General features: G+C 55.4%; 22 protein-coding genes and 1 tRNA gene. 9 read left to right on the top strand and 14 right to left on the bottom strand.

Features of this window, described 5'->3' with window-relative positions; all coding sequences use genetic code 11:
• Positions 1-62: 62 nt before the first annotated feature.
• From H027_RS0107720 to H027_RS0107710, 3 genes are read left to right on the top strand one after another with little or no spacing between them, the layout of a single operon-like run.
• Entirely contained in the window at positions 63-1,118 is a 1,056-nt protein-coding gene (locus H027_RS0107720; protein ID WP_024871891.1) for a FecCD family ABC transporter permease, read from the top strand.
• Positions 1,111-1,881, top strand: a complete 771-nt coding sequence (locus H027_RS0107715; protein WP_024871890.1) for an ABC transporter ATP-binding protein — start codon at positions 1,111-1,113, stop codon at positions 1,879-1,881. The genes H027_RS0107720 and H027_RS0107715 overlap by 8 nt, the downstream gene beginning before the upstream one ends.
• A gap of 7 nt (positions 1,882-1,888) precedes the next feature.
• Positions 1,889-3,130 carry an MFS transporter gene (locus H027_RS0107710; protein WP_024871889.1) on the top strand — a complete coding sequence of 414 codons (1,242 nt, stop codon included), beginning with the start codon at positions 1,889-1,891 and terminating at the stop codon, positions 3,128-3,130.
• Here H027_RS0107710 and H027_RS17630 read toward each other — a convergent pair.
• Positions 3,108-4,064, bottom strand: a complete 957-nt coding sequence (locus H027_RS17630; protein WP_038149220.1) for a LysR family transcriptional regulator — start codon at positions 4,062-4,064, stop codon at positions 3,108-3,110. The genes H027_RS0107710 and H027_RS17630 overlap by 23 nt on opposite strands.
• Positions 4,065-4,189: 125 nt before the next feature.
• Between H027_RS17630 and H027_RS0107700 the strand changes: the two genes are divergently transcribed.
• A complete protein-coding gene (locus H027_RS0107700) occupies positions 4,190-5,413 on the top strand; it encodes an MFS transporter (RefSeq protein WP_024871888.1) in 1,224 nt (407 codons plus the stop codon).
• A gap of 68 nt (positions 5,414-5,481) precedes the next feature.
• Here the strand turns inward: H027_RS0107700 and H027_RS0107695 are convergent, their stop codons facing one another.
• A complete protein-coding gene (locus H027_RS0107695; protein WP_024871887.1) occupies positions 5,482-6,369 on the bottom strand; it encodes a LysR substrate-binding domain-containing protein in 888 nt (295 codons plus the stop codon).
• A gap of 114 nt (positions 6,370-6,483) precedes the next feature.
• Here H027_RS0107695 and H027_RS0107690 point away from each other — a divergent pair, with 114 nt between their 5' ends.
• The 3 genes from H027_RS0107690 to H027_RS17625 are packed head-to-tail and all read left to right on the top strand — an operon-like array spanning position 6,484 to position 7,783.
• The gene (locus H027_RS0107690) at positions 6,484-6,801 is read left to right on the top strand and encodes a carboxymuconolactone decarboxylase family protein (protein WP_024871886.1); all 318 of its coding nucleotides are present in this window, start codon (positions 6,484-6,486) and stop codon (positions 6,799-6,801) included.
• Between the two features lie 15 nt (positions 6,802-6,816).
• Positions 6,817-7,212: a tautomerase family protein gene (locus H027_RS0107685; RefSeq protein ID WP_024871885.1), complete on the top strand. Its 396-nt coding sequence runs from the start codon at positions 6,817-6,819 to the stop codon at positions 7,210-7,212.
• A gap of 16 nt (positions 7,213-7,228) precedes the next feature.
• Entirely contained in the window at positions 7,229-7,783 is a 555-nt protein-coding gene (locus tag H027_RS17625) for a DUF4865 family protein (protein ID WP_038149218.1), read from the top strand.
• 68 nt (positions 7,784-7,851) lie between these two features.
• On the opposite strand, the gene H027_RS0107675 is transcribed toward H027_RS17625, so the two are convergent.
• The 10 genes from H027_RS0107675 to H027_RS0107625 form a co-directional block, all read right to left on the bottom strand.
• Positions 7,852-9,132, bottom strand: coding sequence for a Zn-dependent hydrolase (locus H027_RS0107675; protein ID WP_024871884.1), 1,281 nt, complete (start codon positions 9,130-9,132; stop codon positions 7,852-7,854).
• A 31-nt stretch (positions 9,133-9,163) separates the two neighbouring features.
• Complete coding sequence (hydA, locus tag H027_RS0107670; protein WP_024871883.1) at positions 9,164-10,615, bottom strand: dihydropyrimidinase; 1,452 nt, start codon at positions 10,613-10,615, stop codon at positions 9,164-9,166.
• A gap of 107 nt (positions 10,616-10,722) precedes the next feature.
• Complete coding sequence (gene preA / locus H027_RS0107665; RefSeq protein ID WP_024871882.1) at positions 10,723-12,039, bottom strand: NAD-dependent dihydropyrimidine dehydrogenase subunit PreA; 1,317 nt, start codon at positions 12,037-12,039, stop codon at positions 10,723-10,725.
• Entirely contained in the window at positions 12,032-13,441 is a 1,410-nt protein-coding gene (locus H027_RS0107660; RefSeq protein ID WP_024871881.1) for an NAD(P)-dependent oxidoreductase, read from the bottom strand. Before H027_RS0107660 ends, preA begins: the two co-directional genes overlap by 8 nt.
• A gap of 242 nt (positions 13,442-13,683) precedes the next feature.
• Positions 13,684-14,382 carry a TetR/AcrR family transcriptional regulator gene (locus H027_RS0107655; RefSeq protein ID WP_081741430.1) on the bottom strand — a complete coding sequence of 233 codons (699 nt, stop codon included), beginning with the start codon at positions 14,380-14,382 and terminating at the stop codon, positions 13,684-13,686.
• A 157-nt stretch (positions 14,383-14,539) separates the two neighbouring features.
• Positions 14,540-15,559: an ABC transporter substrate-binding protein gene (locus H027_RS0107650; protein ID WP_024871879.1), complete on the bottom strand. Its 1,020-nt coding sequence runs from the start codon at positions 15,557-15,559 to the stop codon at positions 14,540-14,542.
• Positions 15,560-15,629: 70 nt separating this feature from the next.
• Positions 15,630-16,745, bottom strand: a complete 1,116-nt coding sequence (locus tag H027_RS17620; RefSeq protein WP_024871878.1) for an ABC transporter permease — start codon at positions 16,743-16,745, stop codon at positions 15,630-15,632.
• A complete protein-coding gene (locus tag H027_RS0107640) occupies positions 16,742-17,620 on the bottom strand; it encodes an ABC transporter permease (protein ID WP_024871877.1) in 879 nt (292 codons plus the stop codon). The genes H027_RS17620 and H027_RS0107640 overlap by 4 nt, the downstream gene beginning before the upstream one ends.
• Positions 17,610-18,449, bottom strand: a complete 840-nt coding sequence (locus H027_RS0107635) for an ABC transporter ATP-binding protein (protein ID WP_024871876.1) — start codon at positions 18,447-18,449, stop codon at positions 17,610-17,612. Before H027_RS0107635 ends, H027_RS0107640 begins: the two co-directional genes overlap by 11 nt.
• Positions 18,450-18,650: 201 nt before the next feature.
• Positions 18,651-19,517, bottom strand: coding sequence for a helix-turn-helix transcriptional regulator (locus tag H027_RS0107625; RefSeq protein ID WP_024871875.1), 867 nt, complete (start codon positions 19,515-19,517; stop codon positions 18,651-18,653).
• Positions 19,518-19,637: 120 nt separating this feature from the next.
• On the opposite strand from H027_RS0107625, the gene H027_RS0107620 reads away from it, so the two are divergent.
• Positions 19,638-21,062, top strand: a complete 1,425-nt coding sequence (locus tag H027_RS0107620) for an MFS transporter (RefSeq protein ID WP_024871874.1) — start codon at positions 19,638-19,640, stop codon at positions 21,060-21,062.
• A 24-nt stretch (positions 21,063-21,086) separates the two neighbouring features.
• On the opposite strand, the gene H027_RS17615 is transcribed toward H027_RS0107620, so the two are convergent.
• Positions 21,087-22,868, bottom strand: coding sequence for a sensor domain-containing protein (locus H027_RS17615; RefSeq protein ID WP_024871873.1), 1,782 nt, complete (start codon positions 22,866-22,868; stop codon positions 21,087-21,089).
• A gap of 238 nt (positions 22,869-23,106) precedes the next feature.
• On the opposite strand from H027_RS17615, the gene H027_RS0107610 reads away from it, so the two are divergent.
• Positions 23,107-23,298 carry a hypothetical protein gene (locus H027_RS0107610; protein WP_024871872.1) on the top strand — a complete coding sequence of 64 codons (192 nt, stop codon included), beginning with the start codon at positions 23,107-23,109 and terminating at the stop codon, positions 23,296-23,298.
• An 86-nt stretch (positions 23,299-23,384) separates the two neighbouring features.
• Here H027_RS0107610 and H027_RS0107605 read toward each other — a convergent pair.
• Positions 23,385-23,475 (bottom strand) — tRNA-Ser (locus H027_RS0107605).
• Between the last annotated feature and the right edge of the window lie 108 nt (positions 23,476-23,583).

Genomic DNA, 23,583 nt, shown 5'->3' with positions numbered 1-23,583 from the left:
CATTTATATCATCAAGCAGATACGATACACTTATCTCCGCAAAAAGATTTCCGGAGTTTTACATGAGTGATGCTGCTTTATTCGAACAGGCGCTGATCCGTCAGCGACAACGTGAATCCCGTCGTTGGAAATATCTCCTCGGTTTTATGGTGTTTATTGTCGGAAGTTTATTGTTGGATATCGCGACCGGCCCGTCCTTGCTGCCGGTGAAAGAGGTGGTGCTGGCGTTGATTTCACCCAGTCAGGCCGACAGCATGACGCGCACCATTGTGATGGAAATGCGCCTGCCGATCGCCTTGATGGCATTGGTGGTTGGCGCAGCATTGGGGTTAGGTGGCGCACAAATGCAGACCTTGCTGGATAACCCCCTCGCGAGCCCGTTTACGTTGGGTTTAGCGGCCGCAGCGGGGTTTGGTGCAGCGCTGGCCTTGGTTGCCAGCAGTCATTTTGGCGTGATGTCGATGTATAGCATTCCGCTTGGCGCGTTTTTTTTCAGTATGTTCGCGGCCTGCCTGTTATTCGGTCTGGCGCTGATGCGCCATGTCAGCAGTCAAACCATCATTCTGGCTGGGATTGCGTTGCTGTTCCTGTTTCAATCGTTGCTTTCACTGCTGCAATTTGTCTCATCGCCTGAACTGAATCAGCAGATCGTGTTCTGGTTATTCGGCAGCTTAATGCGCACCACCTGGGATTCTTTGACTCTCACCGCCGTCGTTACTGCGGTTTGCTCTGTCTTGCTTTATCGCGATGCCTGGAAACTGACGTGTTTACGCTTGGGCGAAGCGCGTGCGCGCAGCTTGGGGGTGAACATCAATCGTTTGCGCATCAAAACACTGGTGCTGGTGGCATTGATGACTGCTACCGCCATTAGTTTTGTCGGCATCATCGGCTTTATCGGGCTGGTGGCACCGCACATTGGCCGCATGTTGATTGGTGAAGACCAACGTTTCCTGATCCCGCTGTCTGCCTTGTGTGGCGCTGGTATGTTGTCGATTTCCTCCGTGATTTCAAAATCAATTATTCCCGGTGCGCTCTTTCCAATCGGGATCGTCACCGCGATTATCGGGGTGCCCTTTTTCATCTGGTTGATACTGGGGCGGGGGCGCAAACATGCTTGAGTTCAACAAGGTCTCGATGGCGATCGGCAAACATCCGCTGACGAAAAACTTGAGTGTGCAACTGCAACCGGGTCAGCTTCATGTCATTATCGGGCCGAACGGGACGGGCAAAACCAGCCTGTTGCGCGCCCTGTTTGGTGAATTGCCGCTGCAACAAGGGTCGATTAGGTTTCATGGGCGAACGCTTTCTGAGCTGGGGGCGAGCCAATGGCGACAGCAATTTGGTTATATGCCACAGAATACCCAACTAGAGCTCGATTTGAGTGTGCTGGAAGTGGTGGTTTTGGGGCGTTTACAAAGCCTGAAATTACGCCTGAGTGATGATGATTTACGAGCGGCTTTATCGGCGTTGCAAGACCTAGGCATTGCGCATTTAGCCGACCGCCCACTGCACTCGCTGAGCGGTGGTCAACGCCAGATGGTGTTATTTGCACAGGTGTTATTGCGCGACCCGCAAATCATGATGCTGGATGAACCGGTGAGTGCGCTCGATTTACAGCACCAAATGCATTTGATGGAGCACTTACTTCAACAAACCCGTGCAAAAAACTGGGTGACCTTAGTGGTGTTGCATGATTTCAATCTGGCAGCGCAGTTTGCCGATCAGTTGATTGTGTTGGCGGATAACCGGCTACAGGCGCTTGGTTCACCGGCTGATGTGCTGACCTCAGAACTGATTACCCGCTTGTACCAAGTGCCGGTGGATATTCATCATGATCGAGATGGGCTGCCTTATATCCGCACCTTAAGACAAGCGTGCTGAGAATATGATGGCATTTCGCTCAGGGCTCGATAGCTGGCGGGCGCTCAGTCCGGCTGCGCGCTTGCTGGTCACCAACGGTTTGGCATTCAACCTTGGTTTTTACATGATGATGCCGTATCTCGCGCAGCATCTGGGCGGCACGTTAGGGCTGGCCGGATGGGCGAGTGGGCTGATTATGGGCATGCGGGTGTTCAGTCAGCAGGGCTTATTTTTGCTCGGCGGTACGCTGGGTGATCGCATTGGATATCGCCCGGCCATTATCTGGGGTTGCCTCGTCCGTTCGGTTGGATTTGCGCTGCTGGGATGGGCGGAACATTTACCGCTCTTACTGTTGGCGGCGTTTCTGACCGGATTCGCCGGTGCATTATTTACCCCCTGCGCACAAGCTTATCTGGCGGCGGAATGTCGTGATCCAAACCAGCGACAGCAAGCATTTGTCCTGCATAATCTGGCAAGTGAAGCTGGGATGCTGCTTGGCCCGCTGGTTGGTCTGCTACTGACCAATCTCAGTTACATCATGACCGGATTGGTTTCGGGCGGCGTGTTTTTTCTACTGACCGGGCTGCAATGGTTTTATCTGGCAAAGCGGGTGGAACCAGAGAAAGCAGTGGAAACGCGTGTTTTGCAGCAGTGGCAAACCATTGTGAAAAACCGTTCTTTTCTGCGATTTACGCTATTCTCGGCCGCGTATGGGGTCTTGTTCCATCAGCTCTATTTATCCGTGCCGGCGTTTATTCAAAGTCAGCATCAAACCGCCGGTTTGCTCGGCAGTGTCTTTACCATCACGGCACTGATTGGCGTCGTGCTGCAACTTCCGGCGAGCCAGTGGGTACAACGAAGCCTCGGTATGCCTCGTGCCATTGGGCTAGGTTTGGCGGTAATGGGGCTGAGTTATCTGATGATGGGTTGGTTTGACCATTGGCCAGTGGCGGCGACGATTATGCAGGCGGTGCTGTTTTCACTCGGTTCGATTCTCTGTTATCCGCTGTTTTCTGCCCGATTGCCGCATTATGCCCAAACAGGACAGATGGGCAGTTATTACGGCTTTTATGCCAGTTTCGGCGGATGTGTCGCGTTACTGAGTAATTTGGTGATCGGCAGCCTGCTCGGTGCTGCCGGCTCGGTGCCGTCGGTTTGGATCTGGCATGGACTGGCGGTGTGCGGCATGGGGGCTGGCTGGTTGTTGTATCGGCAACTCAGCCAAGAAATACGGAGTGAACGCGTCTTCAGCAAGTCGCAGAACGGATAATTGCGGGTATCTTGTCGCGCATCAGCTCGATAAACAGTCGCAACTTCGCCGGATAATATTTGGCATACGGATAGACCAGATACACCGGCAGCGGCTCGGCTTCCCATTCCGGCAGCAGGCGTAATAACCGCCCTTCCTTGATGTCCTGATTCATCAGCCAGGATGAACCGATGCCAATACCAAGCCCTTTCACCGCAGCACTGCGCAGGGCATACAGACTGTCGGTGCTGAATACCGGGGTCAGCGGCAGCTGGATTTGCGGCTGTCCGGTGACATGCCGTAGCGTGATCTGATTGCGGTAAAACGTTTGCAGCGCGAGCCAAGGCAGCGTTTTCAGATCGTCAGGGTGCGCCGGCAGTGGACGTGAGGCAAAGAGTGCCGGTGCACCAATTAAGATGCGCGGGATCTCCGCCAGCCGAATGCGCACCATCGCCGGGTCGAGCACTTCGCCGACCTGAATCGCACAATCGATGCCTTCGGCGATGAAATCGCGGATGCTGCGGTCATCATGGAGCAGCCACTCGATCGTGACGCGCGGGTGCAACTGCATAAACTCCGTGAGCGGGGCGACCAGCACATCCTGGCCGAAAGCATGCGGCGCGATGATGCGCAACAAGCCTTCCGGTTCTCTGTCCACCCCTGTCAGATCCGAGGCAAAGACATCCCACTGCGTAAGAAACTGCTTGGCTCCGGCGTAACAGCGTTCACCGGCTTCCGATAAGCGCAGATGATGGGTCGAACGATGCAGTAAGCGCACCCCGAAGGCTTGTTCGAGTGTTTTCAGGCGGCGGCTGATGGTCGGTTGTGTGGTGTTCAGTTGCGTTGCGGCAGCGGAGAGGCTGCCCGCTTCCACGATCCGCACAAAGGTGCGCAGTAATTCCAGCCGGTCGGGGGTATTGGCTGAGAATAGAGTCTCCGGGCTGTTTTCTGCCATCACATCACTCCGTTTGGTTATTCGTATTACGTATAACAGATGTACGAGTCGGCTGCCTACCATCTTGAAAAGAAAAAAACGACACTGAAACTGTGAGATGGAACCTATTTCGAGAGGTAATTCAGATGACGGTTATACAAACGACGAATCAAAACGATGTAACCACAACCGACGCGCATCCTTTACCGGCATCGCTGACCACTTTTTTTGCCGCTGGTGCTGGTTTTTCCGTAGCGACCATTTATTACAGCCAGCCGCTGCTGGGTATGTTGACGGAACAGTGGCAGGTACCGGCGCAGCAGATTGGTTGGATCCCCAGCCTGACACAGCTGGGGTATGCACTCGGCATTCTGTTTCTGGCACCACTGGGCGATCGCTATGACCGTCGACGCATCATTCTGACCAAATCTGGCCTATTGATGCTGGCGTTGTTGGCAGCGGCGGCCGCGGGTGGATTGATGTCATTGCTGATTGCCAGCCTGGGGATCGGGTTGATGGCCACGATGGCGCAGGATATTGTCCCGGCCGCCGCAACACTGGCACCGGCCTCCCGCCGCGGTAAGGTGGTTGGTACGGTGATGACCGGTTTGCTGCTTGGGATCCTGCTGTCGCGCGTATTAAGCGGCCTGATTGCCGACTGGCTCGGCTGGCGCAGCATGTTTGTCTTGGCGGCGCTGAGTTTGCTGGCCATCTGGCTGGTGGCATGGCGTACGCTGCCTCGCTTTCAGGTGACCTCAACGCTGCCGTATCACCAGTTGCTGGCCTCGTTATTTCATCTGTGGCGGCAGTATGCAGCCTTGCGTCAGGCATCGCTGGTGCAGGGGTTGCTGTCGTTGAGTTTCAGTGCCTTCTGGTCAACGCTGGCGGTGATGCTGCACGGTGCACCCTTTCATCTGGGCAGCGCCGCCGCCGGTTTGTTTGGTTTGGCCGGTGCCGCGGGGGCCTTGATGGCGCCCGTGGCGGGGAAACAGGCGGATCGCATTGGCCCGGTCAAGGTGGCGATGTGCGGTGCCGCATTGGTGGTGTTCTTTTTCCTGATGATGACCGGCATGTCCTTGGCTGCCACCTCGGTCACGTTACAGCTTGTCGTGCTGGCGGTGGGCACGGTCGGGTTTGATATGGGCGTACAGATTTCGCTGATCGCCAATCAGACGCTAGTGTATAGCCTCGAACCGGCCGCACGCAGCCGTCTGAATGCCCTGTTGTTGGTGCTGATGTTTGTCGGCATGACGCTCGGCTCGGTGTTGGGCAATCTGATGCTGGCGCACTTTGGCTGGGTCGGCGTGACCGGATTGGCGACTGTTACCGCGGTGCTGGCGCTGTTGCTGCGGATGAAAAAGACGGCCTAACCGAATCAACAAACAGCCCTGACGGGCTGTTTTCATATTGAATGAGGAAAAGCAGTCACCTGTTCCGGTTATGGCTGAGTGATCGTGGCCACCGCCTGAATGATATTTTTTTCCAGACTGTCAATGATGGGGTCTCTTTGGGGTTTGGCATGGTGTAAGCGGATACCCAGCGAAGGTAAGGTCGGTAAACCTAGCTCCTCGCCGTGAATGCATTGTAATGCGGCAGGCAGTCCGGCGCGGGTGCGTACAGTGATCCCTAAACCAGCGTTGACCGCAGACCAGATACCCGCCAGGCTTTGACTGGTCAAGACAATACGCCAGGGAATATGGGCTTCGTCCAATAAACTGAGTGCTTGCTGGCGGATTAGGCACGGCGCTTCAAACAATATCAGCGGGATGGGTTCTTTTCTTTCTTGCCAAGATGTCAGATTTTGCTCGGCACGACCGATCCAGTGCAGTGGCAATTCACCCAGCAGGATGGAATGAGCGGTATCAAGATTTCCTGCCCACGTGAGGGCGAGATCGAGCTGGTCTGTATGGATTTGCGTGATCAGTTCAGCATTGCGTGCAATTTTGGCTTCAATGCTGACATTCGGATGAGCCCGGCTAAAACCCGCCAGCACCCCCGTGAGCAAATGTTCACCAAAATCTTCCTGAAACCCCACACGAACGGCTCCGGCCAGATTCATATTTCCTAAGGCCTGATTGGCTTCATCATTCAGCGCCAGCATGCGTTTGGCATATGAATATAAGATCTCGCCAGCCGGCGTTAACTTCAGATGTCGTCCGTTCTTTTCCAGGATCACTTGTCCGGTTTGTTCTTCCAGTTTTTTCAGATGTGCACTGATTGCGGATGTGGATTTACATAAATATTCCGAGGCTTTGGCAAAACTGCCGGCATCCATGCCCATCGTAAACGAACGTAGCGCATCCAAATCGTAGATGATTTTTTTCATGAAAATTAATCCTGAAATTCAGAATGATTAGTTCAAAACATTCCAATATTTTTAATGATGCTTACGCAGTATGGTTGAGATGTCAACGATGGTCAGGCAACAGGAGTTTACAACATGAATATGATCAACAACGCGGGTAAAAACGCATTCGGGCAGATAGCACCCAAATTTGCCCAGCTTTCTGACGACGTGCTTTTCAATGATATTTGGCAACGCAGTGAGCTTCCGGCCAGAGAGCGCAGTCTGATCACGGTGGCGGCGTTAGTGGCATTAAACCGCAAAGAGCAATTGCCATTTCATGTGCAGTTTGCGCTGGAAAATGGTGTATCGCGCGAAGAACTCACGGAAGCCATCACCCATCTGGCGTTCTACGCCGGGTGGCCGGTCGCCGCGACAGCTTTGCAGGTATTAGCTACGTTGCAATCGAATTAAACGGAGGAAGCCAGTATGCCTTTTACCCGGATCTCACTACTGAAGGGGAAATCTCCGGATTATCTTCGCGCCGTTTCGAATGCTTTGCATACGGCGCTGGTCGAAACATTTGATGTTCCGGCCGACGACCGTTTTCAGGCGATACATCAGCATGAAAAAACAGAATTGATCTTTGATGCGCACTATATGGGCGGCCCACGGAGCGACGATTTCATTCTCTTCCAGATCACGGCTGGAAAAGAGCGGAATGAGCAGACCAAAAATAACTTTTATCACCGGCTGGCGGCTCTGTTAGCAAGTGATCCCGGCGTTGCTCCGGAAAATGTCATGGTCATCATTCAGACCACAGCGATGACTGACTGGTCGTTTTCCCATGGTCAACCGCTTGCCGCCATGATGCATCTGCGTTAATCAGAAGAGGTGAATTATGCTCTGTATGCAATATAGTTTTGTGTTGCCAGCGGGTTACGATATGGCGCTGATCCGCAACCGTATTGAAAGCAAAGGTCATTTGCTCAATGGCTTTAATGGCTTGAAATTTAAAGCCTATCTTTATGCCTGCCAGGATGAAAACCAACCGGCATCGGAGAATTTGTATGCCCCGTTTTATCTGTGGGAAAACAGCGACGGCATGAGTGAGTTTTTATCTTCGGCTGGTTTTGCCCGGCTCTGTCGTGATTTTGGTGTGCCGTCGGTAAAAACCTGGGTGCCTTGGTTTTCCGAATTACAGGCAAACCTCACAGAAGCAAAATATGCCAGTCGTGAGATAGTGTCTATTCCGGCTTATTGTGATTTGGCGGAGTTGAAAGCGCAGGAAACCGCCCGTGCCCGTCAGTCAATCACAGAGCGTGGCGCCCTGGCATCACTGGTGGCGTTTGAACCGAGCAACTGGTCACTCGTCCGGTTCAGTTTATGGCGTGACCGACCATTGTCCGGTGAAAATCCGGTGCAGCTTTATGATGTCGGATACATTGCGCAGTAACTGTCGCACCGAAATAAAAAACAGCCCTGACGGGCTGTTGTCATATCAGGCGAGGAGAAGAAAAACCGTTAACCGACTACACCGGCGCGTTCCAGCATGGCGTGCAGTAACACGTTGGCCCCGGCGGTGACCTGCTCCGGCTGTGTATCTTCAATCTCGTTATGGCTGATGCCATCTTTGCACGGGATGAAAATCATGCCGGTCGGGGCCAGCATCGACATATAGACCGCGTCATGACCGGCACCGGAGACGATGTCCATGTTGGAATAGCCGAGTTTATCCGCCGCATGACGCACGGCAGCCTTGCAATCAGGGTGGAAGGGCGCTGCCGGGTAGTGAGAGACCTGCGTGATCGCAATCGACAAGCCGGTTTCTGCGGCCACCTGATCGGCATAGGTACGAATGGCGGCATCCATCTCATCGACCAAAGCGTCGGTCATATTACGGAAATCAATCGAGAATTTGACTTGCCCCGGGATCACGTTACGGCTGTTTGGGAACACCTGCACCATGCCGACCGTACCGCGCCCGTGCGGGCCGAAGCGGTTGGCAATCGCGACCACTTCCTGCATCACGCGTGCGGCAACCTGCAACGCATCCTGACGCAGTGCCATCGGGGTTGGCCCCGCGTGGGCTTCCATGCCGGTGACCACGCAGTCATACCAGCGAATACCGAGCACGGCCTGCACCACGCCAATGGTGATGCCTTCGTCTTCCAGAATCGGGCCCTGTTCGATATGCGCTTCAAAATAGGCGCCAATCGGATGATCGCCTGGCTCCTGCTCACCGATATAACCAATGCGTTCCAGCTCACCCTTGACGGTTTTACCTTCGGTATCGGTGGCGGCGTAGGCATGTTCCAGCGAGAAAATATGGGCGAAGACACCTGAGCCCATCATCACCGGCACAAAACGTGAGCCTTCCTCGTTAGTCCAGAACGCCAGTTCGACCGGGGCCTCGGTTTCGATATCGTAATCGTTCAGGGTGCGGATGACTTCCAATCCGGCCAATACACCGAAGTTGCCATCGAATTTGCCGCCAGTCGGTTGGGTGTCGATGTGGCTACCTGTCATGATCGGGGGCAGGCTGTTGTTGCGTCCGGCCCGGCGCATGAAGACATTGCCGATTTTATCAATGGTGACAGAGAGGCCCGCGTCCTTGGCCCAGCCGATCACCAAATCCCGCCCTTGCCGGTCAAGATCGGTCAGGGTTAAGCGACACACGCCGCCTTTGGGAGTAGCGCCGATTTGGGCCAGTTCCATCAGTGATTGCCACAAGCGATCCCCTTTCACCCGCACATCCGGTAACACCGGGGTCGTGGCAGGGGCGGTAGTGATGACGGTATCCATATTCCTTCTCCTTAAAATTCGGTGATGAGGATCAGCGTTTGACGGCGGTCGGTGCCAGTGTTTGTGCGCGCACCGCGTTCGCGGCGAAGTTGGCACCAAATGCCGGACGCTTGATATAACGGCCGGCCCCCGCCTGCGCCCGTAACTCGCCGTTGAGCCAGACCAGATTGCCCTGACTGACGGTGTAGGTCGGAATACCTTTGACGGTGCGTCCTTCAAAGACGTTGAAGTCGTTTTTGGAGTGATGCGTTTTCGCCGAGAGGGTTTTGCTGCCGGTTGGGTCCCACACCACCAGATCGGCATCGGCGCCCACGGCGATCAGCCCCTTGCGGGGATAGAGATTGAACAGCTTGGCGGTGTTGGCCGAGGTGATGGCGACAAATTCGCTCGGTGTCAGGCGGCCGGTATTGACCCCCGCATCCCAAATCACCGCCATGCGTTCTTCCACGCCGCCACAACCATTCGGGATCTTGGCGAAGTTCTCTTTGCCGGCGGCTTTTTGCGCCGCACAGAAGGTGCAGTGATCGGTGGCGGTGGTGTGTAACTGGCCGGATTGCAGGCCGCGCCATAACGCTTCCTGATGGGGTTTTGCCCGAAACGGCGGGCTCATGACATGGGCGGCAGCCTTGGTGAAATCGGGGTCGCGATAGACGCTGTCATCGATCACCAGATGGCCGGCCAGCACTTCGCCATAGACGCGCTGGCCCCGAGCGCGGGCACGGGCAATGGCATCAGCCGATTCCTGACAGGAGACATGCACGATATAAATCGGTACGCCCAGCACATCGGCAATCGCAATCGCCCGGTTCGCCGCTTCGCCTTCCACCATCGGTGGACGTGACAGCGGATGACCTTCCGGGCCGGTAATGCCCATCTTGGCGACTTCCTGTTGCAGCAGATACACCAGCTCGCCGTTTTCGGCATGTACCGTCGGCATCGCGCCGAGTTCCAAGGTGCGGCGGAAGCTGTTTACCAGTGTTTCGTCGTCGCACATGATGGCATTTTTATAGGCCATAAAATGTTTAAAGCTGTTGATGCCTTCCTCGCGGACCAGCGTTCCCATATCGCGGTGTACGCTGTCATCCCACCAGGTGATGGCGACATGAAAACCATAATCGGTGGCGGCCGATTCCGCCCAGCCACGCCAATCGCGGTAGGCTTCCATCAGCGGTTGCTGCGGATTGGGGATCACAAAATCGATGATGGAAGTGGTGCCGCCGGCCAGTGCCGCCGCGGTGCCGCTGTAGAAATCGTCGACCGTGGTGGTGCCCATAAACGGGAAGTTCATATGGGTGTGCGGGTCGATGCCACCCGGCAGCACATATTGCCCGCCAGCATCGATGACGCTGCAACCCCGGGGCGCATGCTCGCGCACCTGTTCACCGACCCCGACGATCAGACCATCAACACACAGCACATCGGCACGGAATTCCCGATCCGCATTGACGACGGTGCCACCTTGAATTAATACACTGTTGCTCATAACCGATCCCTCATGCTCGCAAAGCCAGTTCAGGGTACGCATAGTGCGTGCCGGATCTGAAACCGGCTATATTCTGGCTGCCACCCGCGAGCGGCAGCCCTGGTTGGTCAGGCGATAACCGTGGTCTTGATGGCCATCGGGTTATTCGGATGGGTGGTCCAGTTGGCGTAATCAGCGCTGACCACCTTACCGGTTCGTAAGTCGGTCTCACCGGGCTGCAGTTGACGCATGGTGATGCAGTTTTCCACCGGACAGATCGAGACGCACAGATTGCAGCCGACACACTCTTGCTCTTTCACCTCGAAGTGGCGTTCGCCGTCTTTCATGCTGGTGATCGCCTGATGGGAGGTGTCTTCGCAGGCGATATGGCATTTACCGCATTTGATGCAGCTATCCTGATCAATCACGGCTTTTTCCACGTGATTGAGATTGAGATAACGCCAGTCGGTGACGGTCGGCACGGCCTTGCCGCGGAAGTCATCAATGGTCTGGTAACCGTGTTGCTCCATGTAGTTGTTCAGACCGCTGATCATCTCTTTGACGATGCCAAACCCGTGCACCATCGCGGCGGTACACACCTGTACGGTGCTGCACCCCAGCGCGATAAATTCCGCAGCATCGCGCCACGTGGAAACCCCACCGATACCGGACATCGGTAAGCCCTGGGTTTCGGCATCCCGCGCGATTTCCGCCACCATATTCAGTGCGATTGGTTTGACCGCCGGGCCGCAATAACCGCCGTGCGAACCCTGTCCGCCGGTGCTGGGTGACATCACCATCTGGTCGAGATCGACGCCGATAATGGAGTTGATGGTGTTGATCAGCGATACGGCATCGGCACCCCCGCGTTTCGCGGCCCGCGCCGGATAACGGATGTCGGTGATGTTGGGCGTGAGTTTGACGATGACCGGCAGACGGCAATATTGCTTACACCAGCGGGTCACCATCTCGATGTATTCCGGCACCTGACCGACGGCGGCACCCATGCCACGTTCACTCATGCCATGCGGACAGCCAAAGTTCAGCTCGATGCCGTCGGCACCGGTCTGTTCGACCAGTGGCAGAATATATTTCCACGACTCTTCATCACACGGCACCATGAGCGAGACCACCAGTGCCCGGTCGGGCCAGTTGCGTTTCACGCGGGCGATCTCTTCGAGGTTGATCTCGAGGCTGCGGTCGGTGATCAGCTCGATGTTGTTGAGGCCGATGATTTTGCGATCCTGTGAACGCAGCGTGCCGTAACGCGGGCCGCTGACGTTAACCACGTGCGGATCGATGCCCAGTGTTTTCCACACCACGCCACCCCAGCCGGCTTCATAGGCGCGCACGACGTTGTATTCTTTGTCGGTCGGAGGGGCCGAGGCCAGCCAGAACGGGTTCGGGCTTTTGATGCCTAAGAAATTACTGCTGATATCAGCCATGACAAGACTCCTCTACAGACAACGCAACCGGGGATGCACCTTCACTGGCGCGCAGGGTTTTATCGATCGAGAACGCGGCAATTTTGCCTAAGCGCACGGCATCGACCGTGAGGTCGAGGCCACCTTCAACGCAGTCGCCACCGGCCCAGACACCGGGCAGGGATGTCCGGCCATCGGCATCGACCGCGATCCGTCCGTTGCGTAATTGCAGTTCAGCACCGGCGGCGGCAGGGAGATAAGTCTGACCGATGGCTTTTATGATCATGTCGGCTGGTAAGGTGAAGGTTTCGCCGGTTTCGGTGAGTTTACCTTCCTGTTCGTGGGTCACGGCGAAGGTCATGCCGGTGATGTTTCCCTGCTCGGAGGTAATGGTTTTGGGGGCCGCCCAGCGTCGGATGGTAACGCCATTGCTGCGTGCCCAGTCGATCTCCACCTGCGAGGCTTTCATGGCCTGCTCACCCCGGCGATAGACCATAGTGACTTCGCGGGCTCCCAGTTTTTTGGCCTGTACCGCCGCATCCACCGCCGTCATGCCGCCGCCAATGACAATGACCTGACGACCGATTGCGACCTCGGCTTGGTCGGCCGCCTGACGCAGTTCGGCGATAAAATCGACGGCTTCACGCAGACCACTGACATCGGGTTCTGCAATGCCCAGCGCATTGACGCCACCGAGCCCCATCCCGAGAAACACGGCATCGTAATCACGTTGCAAGTCGGCAAGTGTCATATCCCGACCTAATGTCTGACCAGTTTTTACTTCAATGCCGCCGATCGAGAGCAACCAGCGGATCTCGGTCTGGGCAAAATTGTTGGTGGTTTTATAGCTAGCCAAGCCATATTCGTTGAGGCCACCGAGTTTATCTTTGGCTTCAAACAGCACGACATCATGTCCCAGCCGCGACAGGCGATGCGCGACGGTGAGCCCTGCCGGGCCAGAGCCGACGACCGCGACTTTTTTGCCACTCAGCGCGGCGCGGGTAAACAGTGGCTTCCCCGGATCAACCAGATAGGTGTCGGTGGCATAACGTTGCAGCAGACCTATTTCTACCGGTTTACTCTGTTGCGCATTGCGCACGCAGGCTTGTTCGCACAGGCTTTCAGTCGGGCAGACACGGGCACACATGCCGCCGAGTTCGTTGGCTTCCAGAATTACTTCGGCAGCGCCGCGAATATTGTGCTGGGCGATCCGGTGAATAAAACTCGGGACATCGATACCAGCCGGGCAGGCTTTGGTGCAGGGAGCGTCATAACAGTAATAGCAACGATCTGCTTCAATTAAGGCTTGTGAGGCCGTCAGCGGGGCATGGCTGTCGCAGAAATTGCGGGCGTAATCTGACGGGCTGAGTCGGCCCGGTAAAATGCCGGGGGCATCGACGCCGACCGGGGTTGGATTTTTCATTAGGCGCTCCTCCATGAAACTCGGTCATCACATAATCCTGACCAGTTGGTTAAGATTTCAGAGGAAGTACTGCGATTAACGTGCCAACCTGACCAAACGGTCAGGAATGTGCATTAAATAGGCGATTAAGCGCTGAAAAGTGGGTCGGCGGGCCAAAATGAAGGCAGGAAACCGGCTCGTTTTGGTGTGAATTGCACCGGGAACGGGCTAAAGTTGCTGCAAAAATGCGCAGCAGGCGGGCATTATTCCAGCCCGCAAGTACGAAACACCACAGACAAGACATGCCGGATCGCGCGTTCCTGCGCATCCGCAGTGTCGGTGCTTTCACCTAACACAGCCTGGATCTGAATATCAAAATCGGCATAGGTCTGGGTGATGGACCAGATGGAAAAGAACAGATGCGTGCTGTCGATCGGGCGGATTTTTCCCTGTGCGATCCAGCTATCCATGACGGCCGCTTTCGCCGCCACCAACTCTTTCAGTTCGGTATGCAGCAATTCATGGATGACCTTGGCCCCCTGTAGCAACTCGTTGGCAAACAGCTTCGAGGCATCGGGGCGTTCAAACGAGAGTCGCATCTTCTGGCGGACATAGGCTTCGAGCGCCTGTTTCGGATCAGAATCCGCCGTGATCGCATCCATCGGCGTTAACCAGTCGTGCAGGATCTGATTCAACACATGCAGATAGAGATTCTGCTTATTGCCGAAGTAGTAATGCAGATTGGCCTTGGGCAACTCGGCCTCGTCGGCAATTTGCGCCATCGTGGTTCCTTTAAAGCCGCTGCGCGAAAAGGTGCGTTCCGCTGCCGCCAGAATCCGCGTCTCATTGCTGAGGCGAATGCGACCTTTGGCATCATCATCGAGTGTGGCCGGCTCATCCAGCAGCGAAAAGGGGGTGCTGGAAGGGGTGTCATTTTCGGCATTCAGGCTGTGGGTTGTCATAGGCACATCTACATTGCTATCAGGAACACGGCGGAGCCCGCCAGATCAAGGTGTGGCACTTTATCATTATGCGATGACAAACGAGAATATTTTAGCGGCAGGAAGTGCGATCTCCCGACAACCAAGGGATGTCGTCAGGAGATCGCGGGTGGAAGCATTACAATTTGGATGCGGCGTCCCAGACCACATGCGACATGGCTTTGTCACCCGGATCTTTCTTGATGACCGGTGAACTGCCGCCGCTTAACAACACGCTGACGGTGCGTTTATACGCCGCCGGCTCGAGGTAGCCCATCTGCTTGGTATTGGCATGGCTGATCAGCTTGGCGACGTTTTCCATCTGACGTTGCTGTACTTCCAGTGTGGCCGCCCCGGAGGCATCTTGCCCGACGACAATCTCAGCCGCTTCCTTCGGATGGCTGACCGCATAGTTCCAGCCTTGCAGCGAGGCTTTGACAAACTTCGCCATTTTCGAGACGAAGGCTTTGTTTTTCAGATTCGGTTCCAGCACATATAAACCGTCTTCCAGTGTGGAAACGCCCTGATCTTCATAGGCGAAGGTAATCAGCTCCTCTGGTTTCATGCCGGCATCGATCAACTGCCAGTATTCGTTGTAATTCATGGTGGAAATACAGTCGGCCTGACCCTGCAGCAGTGGGTCGACGTTAAAGCCCTGTTTCAGCACCTTGATATCGACATCCGGTTTGTAGCCCAGCTTGTTCATCCAGTTGAAGAACGGATATTCGTTGCCGCCAAACCAGACGCCCAGCGTTTTGCCTTTCAGATCTTTGGGCGAACTGATCCCGCTGGCCTTTTTACAGGTCAGCATCAGGCCGGAACGATCAAACACCTGGCTGATATTGACCAGCGGCACTCCGGCTTCACGGGCGGCCAGCGCATCCGGCATCCAGTTGACGATGACGTCGGCCGATTTTCCGGCAATCACCTGCACCGGCGAGATGTCGGTGCCGCCCGGTTTGATGGTGACATCGAGCCCGGCATCTTTATAAAAGCCTTTTTCCTGTGCCACGTAATACCCGGCAAACTGCGCCTGCGGCACCCATTTCAGTTGCAACGTGACCTTCTCGGCGGCGGAGGCTCCGGTTGCAGTGAACGTCATCGCCATCATGGTTGCGGCGGCGAGAATATGTTTACGAAAAGCAGTGTTCTTGGTCATCGGTTGATCCTCTGTTTTTGTTTCGAAACACATCAAGTCCCTATGAAACTCGCTGCGGTGAATAAAAAGGTTATCTGTGGTGACCCCGGATCGCGGGATGCCAGAAGGTCACCCGCCGTTCCAGCCGAACCAGCAGGGCATATAGGCCGGAACCGACCAGTGAGGCGACCACAATGGCGGCCCAGACCACCGGCATATGCATGCGTGCCGCTTCTGCCGAGATACGAAAACCCAGCCCGGCGGTCGGGGAGCCGAAAAATTCCGCGACAATGGCACTGATCAACGCCAGCGTGGAGTTCACTTTCAGCGCGTTGAAGATAAACGGCATCGCGGCTGGCAGACGCAGTGCCAGTAAGGTCAGGCGTGGACTGGCGGCATACGAATACATTAATTCCTGCTCCAGTTTGCCGGTGGCCTGTAACCCGGCCAGGGTGCTGACCAGTGCCGGAAAGAAGGTCACCAGCACAATCACCGCCGCCTTGGAGGGCCAGTCAAAACCAAACCACATCACCGCAATCGGCGCGACCCCGACCAGCGGAATGGTGCTGGTCAGGTTGGCCAGCGGCAGCAACCCCCGTTGCAGGAAGGGAAAACGCTCGATCAGAATCCCGGTTAGTATCCCCAGACCGCTGCCGAGCAGATAGCCGATCACCACCGATTTCAGTACGGTCTGTACAAAATCACCGGCCAGCAAGCCGGCGTTATCCATGATCGCCTGCAAAATGGCCAGTGGAGTAGGGAGTAACACCTGCGGCACCGCAAATACGGTCACCAGCAGTTGCCAGAAATAGAGCAGCCAGCCGCCGAACAAGGCCGCCACGGCGCCCTGTGGTAAATGTGCGAGTCGGGCTTCTGCCAGACGCTGTACGGTCAGTTGCGCCAGCAGTGCCAGTGACAGCACCAGCAGCCAGTAACCGGCAGCAGGCTGTGCCAGCGCCCCGAGACGCAGTAACTGCAATCCGGCCAACGCCGTCAGAAAGGTGAATACGGCGGAGTGGAACAGCGCCAGCGGCGACCAGATGGCATACAGTGCCGCCGCCAGCAGCGTCATGCCAATCATCATGGCCGGGCTATGCACCGTCCACAGGATGTCGGTGGCGGTTTGTTGCAGGGGTTGCGTCAGGGCAACCCCGGTCATCAGCAGCGAGAGGAGCAGGCTCAGATAGCCAGAATGCAGGGGTTTCATACCGTTCTCCTTGTGCGCATGACGATGCGTTCCAGCAGGCTGACCAGCGCCGTCAGCAACAATCCCAGCAGTGATGCCATCACCAGGGCTGACCAGATCTGGATTGTGTTGCCGTAATAGGAACCGGTAAGCAGGCGGGCGCCGAGTCCGGCCTGTGCCCCGGTGGGTAGTTCGGCAACCATGGTGCCGACCAGCCCGCTGGCAATCGCGACCCGGAAGGCCGGAAACAGGAATGGCAGCGACGCCGGCAGACGCAGCAGCCAGAAGGTGTCCAGCTTGCCGGTCGCGTAGGTATGCAGCAACTCCATCTCCAGTTTCTGCGGGGAGCGTAACCCCTGCACCATGGCGACCGTGACCGGGAAGAAACAGAGATACATGGCGATCACAGCCTTGGGGAGCAGCCCGGTGATACCCAGACTGCCCAGGATGATCAGCACAATGGGTGCAATGGCCAGCACCGGCACCGTTTGCGAAGCCACAATCCACGGTAGCAGCGCTTTATCCAGCGTTTGTGAGTGTACGATGCACACCGCCAACAGCAGCCCGAGAACCACTCCCATGCTGAAACCGGTCAGGGCAGCGCTGGCGGTTACCCAGGTATGCAGCAGCAGATTGCGCGGCGACGACAGCGACCACTGGGTCAGGCTGTGCCAGATATCCAGCAGGATCTGATGCGGCGCCGGCAACACCGGACGCGCCATATTCAGGGTGGTCAGGACAAAATCGCCGTACCCCCAGTGGCCATTCTTGGGTAATACCCGAGCGATCGCGCCGGGGGCATTGAGGCCGATTGTCAGGCAATACCAGAACAGAATAGCGGCGAGCACGATCACCGAAACCGGCAAGACATGCTGACGAAAGGTCTCAGTGTTCATGATGCCCCTCCGCCAGTGCTTCTCTGACCTCATGCGCCAGTTGCATGAATTCCGGGGTATCGCGCAGGGCCAGCGTGCGTTCGCGGGGAAGCGGGGAGTCGATGATTTTGACGATACGGCCGGGGCGTGGCGACATCACCACAATTCGGGTCGAGAGATACACCGCCTCGGAAATCGAGTGCGTCACAAACACCACGGTGCGCTGCTCGGCACACCACAGATCCTGTAGTTGCTGATTGAGGCTGTCGCGGGTGATTTCATCCAGTGCGCCGAATGGTTCGTCCATCATCAGGATCTTTGGTTTAAAACCCAGTGCGCGGGCAATCGAAACCCGCTGCTGCATGCCGCCGGAGAGTTGCCACGGATACTTGTCTTCAAACCCGCTTAATCCGACACGGGCCAGTTGCTCACGGGCGATCGACTCGGCTTCTGCGGCCAGCTTACCCTGGATCTGCAACGGCAGCAGGACGTTTTGTAAGACCGTGCGCCACGGAAACAGCGCCGGAGCCTGAAACACATAGCCATAGGCACCGGCTTGACGCGCTTCCGATGGCGTCATCTCATTCACCAGCAGTTCACCGGAGGTGATCGATTCCAGATCGGCAATCGCCCGCAGCAGGGTGGTTTTGCCACAGCCGGACGGGCCAATCAGCGAGACAAATTCCCCCTGACGAATGGTGAGGTCAATATCGTGCAACGCATGCACCGGCTTATCGGCTGCCGGATAAATCAGGTTGGCATTGCGGGCAATTATCGCCGGGCGGGCTAACGCCGGTTCAGGCTGAACTGGCAATGGTTCCGTTGTCAGCAGTTGAAGGGAATGGTTCATGGCGTCCTCGCCTCTGCATTTTTTGACTGTTTGGTTAGGTTTTTCTTTGCAGAGGCTATGCCAATCCTAAAAATAGTGTTTTTTCAAAAGATTAGACATAAAAGGCGGGAGCAGAACCACCGGACATAATTGTTTAAAAAACAATCATGGTGCAGTGGTCTGTGCAAATGAGCCGAAATGGCGCAAAAATTGACCAAGCGGTCAGGGCGTGAGTTGTAACAGTTTTTGCCGGGTCGCATCATCATCGGCGACATAAACCATCAAGCGTTCACCGTTGGCGGGTGCCGACCACCAGTTCACCTGATAAACACTGAGCAAACCAAGCTCCGGATGCTGGAACTGTTTATGGTGGTTTTCAATATCCAGAATTTCATAGCGTTCCCACAATTCACAGAAATGGGCCGAACTCTGGCGCAAGGAATCCAGACGCGCATTCCACAGCGGATCATCCCGGTGTTTGGCCATCGACGCGCGAAAACTGCCGACCAGTCGGGGCAGGATCTGATCAATATTCACCAGTCGCTGCCGCCATCCCGGATGATTAAAGGCCAGATACAGACAATTGCATTCCTCATCGCTCAAGGCAGAGAGCTCAATGCCGGTGAGGCTGACATAGGCCTTGTTATGACCCAGGATATCAAAGCGGGCATTCTGAATAATGGCCGGCAGCGGTGACAACTGATCGAGGATCAGCTGATTGGCTTCGGTTAATTTCCGGCACTGACGGCGGTGGCTGGTGGGTTCGGTCAGTCCGGCCAGTGAGAACAGGTGCCGTGTTTCTGCTTCGCTGCATCGCAGCGCCTGCGCAATGGCACTCAGGGTGATGGCCGAGGCTTTGACATCGCGCCCCTGTTCCAGCCAGGTGTACCAGGTGGTACTGACATCTGCTAGCTGGGCAACCTCTTCACGCCGCAACCCCGGTGTACGGCGACGCCCGTTGTAGACTATACCCACTCGAACCGGATCCAGACTTTCCCGGCGGGAACGCAAAAAAATACCCAGCTCGATGGCCGGATTCGGGTCGGCATTGCCGCTGCTTGGCATTGGCATGAGAGGGGTCATTGGCATCGTGATACCTGCTGAAAATCGTGATCCGAGTAGTTCTTATACCAGGATAACTGCTCACTGGTACCCGTTTAATTCGTTCTGCATAGTGACGCTGTTAGTTGGGTTTTTCAAGGAGTCAGTATGAATAAAGTCTCTGCACCACTCACCTTTGCAGGCCTCACGATCCTGATGGCCGGGCAGTTGTTGCCCTTGATCGATTTTTCCATCGTCAATGTCGCACTGGATGCTGTCGCAGCAGCCTTGCATGCCAGTCATGTGGAGCTGGAACTGATGGTGGCGGTGTACGGTGTCGCCTTTGCCGTTTGTCTGGCGATGGGCGGACGGCTCGGCGATAACTTTGGCCGACGTCGCATCTTTACGCTCGGGGTCTGGCTGTTTGGCCTGGCTTCGCTGGGGTGCGGGTTATCTACATCTATCCTGATGTTGCTGATTGCCCGTGCCTTGCAAGGGATAGGTGCTGCGCTGATTGTGCCGCAGATCCTGGCGACGATTCATGTCTCACTGTCCGGGCGCGCGCACTCCCGTGCGTTGGGCCTCTATGGCTCAGTGGGTGGGATGGCATTTATTGTCGGACAAGTGCTGGGCGGCTGGCTGGTCTCTGCCGATGTTGCCGGCATGGGCTGGCGCAGTGTCTTTTTGATCAACATTCCGGTGTGTGTGGTCATTCTGCTGTTCTGTTCCCGCTGGGTACCTGAAACCTGGAAAGAGCAGGCGGCTGGCGTCGATTGGCCGGGGACGCTGATTCTGGCCACGGTGATTGTCTGTCTGCTGGTGCCCGTTGCGATGGGGCCGGTCTTTCACTGGTCATGGCCCTATGTGGCGATGCTGTGTCTGGTCATCCCACTCACACGGTTATTCTGGCTGACCGAGCTATCACAGCAACAGCAAAACCGGGCCCCGCTGATGCCACCGAGTTTATTGAAGCTGTCTTCTGTGCAATTTGGCTTGGTACTGGCGGTGCTGTTCTTTGCCTGCTGGAGCGGCTTCATGTTTGCGATGGCACTGACGCTGCAAGCCGGGCTTGGCATGAGCGCCTCTCATTCCGGTGATTCTTTTGTAGCACTGGGGTTTGCCTATTTTGTCGGTTCGTTGCTCAGTGCCCGGATCACCGCCAAAATCGGCCAGATCCGCACATTATTGACCGGTTGTGCCATCCAGATGTGCGGTTTGATTGGGCTGATCGCGACCATCCACACCGTCTGGCCGGCGTTAACGCTGGTTTCACTGATTCCGACAACCAGTCTGATGGGCTTTGGGCAGTCTTTCATTGTCAGCAGTTTTTTCCGGATCGGACTATCAGAAGTGCCTGCGAAAGATGCCGGCAGCGGCAGTGCCATCCTGACCACGGTACAGCAAGCTGCGTTCGGGCTGGGTTCTGCCTTGCTGGGCAGCCTGTTCTATCAGATCTATCAAGCGACACAAGACTACCATGACGCTGTCATCGGGGCCTTGTGCGGGGAGTTGGTGCTGATGAGCATAGTGGTGATAAGCACCTGGGTTTATGCTCATCACCGGCAATCAGCGAAAACGGCGGTCGCGGACTGAAAATCCCCAACAGTGCCGGAAAGCTTAATGTAGCTTGGCTTCGTAAAGCTGATACTGGTTTCTTCCGGCCTGTTTTGCCTGATACATCGCCTGATCGGCCTGTGCTAATAGTTGTTCGGCCGTCAGGTTGCTGGCTTGCTGATAAAAGGTGAGACCGATACTGGCACTGACATTCAGTGGCAAAGTGCCGATAGACAGTGTCTTGGCGATGGAGTTTAGCAGGCGGGTGACCAGATGCAGCCAGGGGCGTTCCTGATTGACGGTAAACAGGGCGACAAACTCATCGCCGCCAAGCCGTGCCACGACATCGGTGCCGCGCAGCACTTTTTTCATGCGTTGTGCGATGGTGACCAGTACCTGATCGCCGACGGCATGACCATAGGTATCATTGATCTGTTTGAACCCATCCAGATCAATATAGGCTACACACAGTTGCGTCAGTGCATGGTTATTTTGCTGAATGGCCAGTGTCAGTTTATCTGTCAGCTGTGCCCGGTTGGGCAGGCCGGTCAGTTGGTCATAAAAAGCCTGTTGTTCCAGTTGTTTTTCATACTGTTTGCGATCAGAGATATCCGAAAATAAGCTGACATAGTGATGTGTTTCGTTTTTCGCGTTTTTGACGGCGCTGATCGTCTGCTGCTCTGCAAAAATGTCACCGTTTTTCCGCCGGTTCCAGATTTCACCACTCCAATGCCCGACCTCCAGTAACTGTCGCCAGAAGGCATGATAAAACGCGGTATCCTGATAACCAGATTGCAGTAGTCGTGGATTCTGGCCCAATACTTCATCTTGGCTATACCCAGTGATATCGCAAAACGCGTTGTTGATCTGCACGATACGCGCATCGGCATCGGTGATCATGATCGCTTCCCGGGCTTCGGTGAAGACACTGGCAGCCAGCGATAATTTCTCCTCAATCTGTTTTAGCTCTGAGATATCACTGAACGTGCTGATGACGGCATAAGGCTCTGTTTCGCCCGGATGATACAGCGGTTGACTGTTGACACTGAGCCAGACGGTGTGATGTTCGGATTTTAACCCCATGATGAAGCCCCGGACGGGCGTTCGGGTGCGCAGACATTCCACGGCCGGATGTTCATCCAGCGATAACGGTTCACCATTTTCGCGTACACGGACCCAGGGCATACTCGCGAGGTTATTATTCTGTAACTGCGCCCGGTCGACACCAAAAATGACGCAGGCCTCATCGTTAATGGCCAGAATATTGTGCTCGGCATCCTGCGTCAGGCAACCCACCGGCAGACTGTCATGCAGGGCTCGGTAACGGGCCTCGCTGTCGCGTAATTGAATTAACGCCTGCTGGCGTTCGGTGATGTCGTAGATGGTGGAATAAAGATACTCATGACCATCGATGATAATGGGGCCGGAGTGCACCTCGACTTGCCGGATTTCACCGGAGGCCAGCCGATGAGGAAACAGAAAAAAAGCCCGACGTTCCGCTTCGGCATGGGCCATCTCTTCACGGATCTGCTGCGGGGTCAGGCAGTTGATGTCGGTGATGCACAGTTGTAACAACTGTTCCCGCGAGTAGCCGTAAAAATTTTCAGCCGCGCGGTTGGCATTTTTGATCTGCCGAGTTTCCGGATCGATCAGCAAGATAGGCACTCTCGCCAGCTCAAAGAACAAGCGATAATTGTGCTCATTTTGTTGCTGCAGATAGGCGGATATGTCGGTTAACAGTGGCAGGAGTTGGTCAGCGGGTACTGTTGCGTCAGTGGCTAAGGCATGCACAATCGCCGTGATCCGCTCATTGAGTAGCGCAGGAGTATCGGCAATAGACTGCATGTGTCCCCCTGACTCCGAGATCGATATACCATTTAACATAGCATTTCGCCGTCAGCCTGCCAGAAAGAATCAGGTCATGGCGCACAGAAACGAGAAGCGTTGATTTTCGCCTGAATCGGTTGGCTGCAAACACCGACTGGACATTTGCTTTGAATATCTTTTCTTCGTTTACAAAGCGCAATAAAGACCATCGAACTATACTTGTTACGAGACAAGTAACCCACGGCGGAGGCACGTTATGGAACTACACAACAAAGCTGGCGATGTTACTAAGTTAGCTGACGACCTGACTTTGGAAGAAGTCGAAGAAATGGGATTGACGATTGACCTGTGTGACACCGCTTTCGATCCCAACGAACACTGGTTGGCGAATGAAGACGACCAGGATCATAAAGGAAAGAAAAGTCCTTCTGGCTCAAGCCAGAAATAAGTAAGCAGCGTTGCTGTGTGTGATGATTTTTCAACCTATCGAAAACAAAAAAGCCAGCTCACTGAGCTGGCTTTTTCGCATTAATCTGGCGGAGAGATAGGGATTCGAACCCTAGAAGGGCTACAAACCCTTGCCGGTTTTCAAGACCGGTGCATTTAACCACTCTGCCATCTCTCCGTTCTTGGCGCGTATCATACGAGGTTATTTATTTTCCGTAAAGCATCAATGAGTTGATTGCTTATTCCTTGAGCGAAAAGTCACATTTTTCTTCATCTGGCTAGCATA

Source organism: Tolumonas lignilytica (genome assembly GCF_000527035.1).
Classification (GTDB): domain Bacteria; phylum Pseudomonadota; class Gammaproteobacteria; order Enterobacterales; family Aeromonadaceae; genus Tolumonas; species Tolumonas lignilytica.
This window is presented reverse-complemented; position numbering and strand designations above follow the sequence as displayed.

What these genes read in the sequence shown, in the direction of transcription:
- H027_RS0107720 (WP_024871891.1), top strand. Translation starts at nt 63, where the DNA reads ATGAGTGATGCTGCTTTATTCGAACAGGCGCTGATCCGTCAGCGACAA.
- H027_RS0107715 (WP_024871890.1), top strand. Translation starts at nt 1,111, where the DNA reads ATGCTTGAGTTCAACAAGGTCTCGATGGCGATCGGCAAACATCCGCTG.
- H027_RS0107710 (WP_024871889.1), top strand. Translation starts at nt 1,889, where the DNA reads ATGGCATTTCGCTCAGGGCTCGATAGCTGGCGGGCGCTCAGTCCGGCT.
- H027_RS17630 (WP_038149220.1), bottom strand. Translation starts at nt 4,064, where the DNA reads ATGGCAGAAAACAGCCCGGAGACTCTATTCTCAGCCAATACCCCCGAC.
- H027_RS0107700 (WP_024871888.1), top strand. Translation starts at nt 4,190, where the DNA reads ATGACGGTTATACAAACGACGAATCAAAACGATGTAACCACAACCGAC.
- H027_RS0107695 (WP_024871887.1), bottom strand. Translation starts at nt 6,369, where the DNA reads ATGAAAAAAATCATCTACGATTTGGATGCGCTACGTTCGTTTACGATG.
- H027_RS0107690 (WP_024871886.1), top strand. Translation starts at nt 6,484, where the DNA reads ATGAATATGATCAACAACGCGGGTAAAAACGCATTCGGGCAGATAGCA.
- H027_RS0107685 (WP_024871885.1), top strand. Translation starts at nt 6,817, where the DNA reads ATGCCTTTTACCCGGATCTCACTACTGAAGGGGAAATCTCCGGATTAT.
- H027_RS17625 (WP_038149218.1), top strand. Translation starts at nt 7,229, where the DNA reads ATGCTCTGTATGCAATATAGTTTTGTGTTGCCAGCGGGTTACGATATG.
- H027_RS0107675 (WP_024871884.1), bottom strand. Translation starts at nt 9,132, where the DNA reads ATGGATACCGTCATCACTACCGCCCCTGCCACGACCCCGGTGTTACCG.
- hydA (WP_024871883.1), bottom strand. Translation starts at nt 10,615, where the DNA reads ATGAGCAACAGTGTATTAATTCAAGGTGGCACCGTCGTCAATGCGGAT.
- preA (WP_024871882.1), bottom strand. Translation starts at nt 12,039, where the DNA reads ATGGCTGATATCAGCAGTAATTTCTTAGGCATCAAAAGCCCGAACCCG.
- H027_RS0107660 (WP_024871881.1), bottom strand. Translation starts at nt 13,441, where the DNA reads ATGAAAAATCCAACCCCGGTCGGCGTCGATGCCCCCGGCATTTTACCG.
- H027_RS0107655 (WP_081741430.1), bottom strand. Translation starts at nt 14,382, where the DNA reads ATGACAACCCACAGCCTGAATGCCGAAAATGACACCCCTTCCAGCACC.
- H027_RS0107650 (WP_024871879.1), bottom strand. Translation starts at nt 15,559, where the DNA reads ATGACCAAGAACACTGCTTTTCGTAAACATATTCTCGCCGCCGCAACC.
- H027_RS17620 (WP_024871878.1), bottom strand. Translation starts at nt 16,745, where the DNA reads ATGAAACCCCTGCATTCTGGCTATCTGAGCCTGCTCCTCTCGCTGCTG.
- H027_RS0107640 (WP_024871877.1), bottom strand. Translation starts at nt 17,620, where the DNA reads ATGAACACTGAGACCTTTCGTCAGCATGTCTTGCCGGTTTCGGTGATC.
- H027_RS0107635 (WP_024871876.1), bottom strand. Translation starts at nt 18,449, where the DNA reads ATGAACCATTCCCTTCAACTGCTGACAACGGAACCATTGCCAGTTCAG.
- H027_RS0107625 (WP_024871875.1), bottom strand. Translation starts at nt 19,517, where the DNA reads ATGCCAATGACCCCTCTCATGCCAATGCCAAGCAGCGGCAATGCCGAC.
- H027_RS0107620 (WP_024871874.1), top strand. Translation starts at nt 19,638, where the DNA reads ATGAATAAAGTCTCTGCACCACTCACCTTTGCAGGCCTCACGATCCTG.
- H027_RS17615 (WP_024871873.1), bottom strand. Translation starts at nt 22,868, where the DNA reads ATGCAGTCTATTGCCGATACTCCTGCGCTACTCAATGAGCGGATCACG.
- H027_RS0107610 (WP_024871872.1), top strand. Translation starts at nt 23,107, where the DNA reads ATGGAACTACACAACAAAGCTGGCGATGTTACTAAGTTAGCTGACGAC.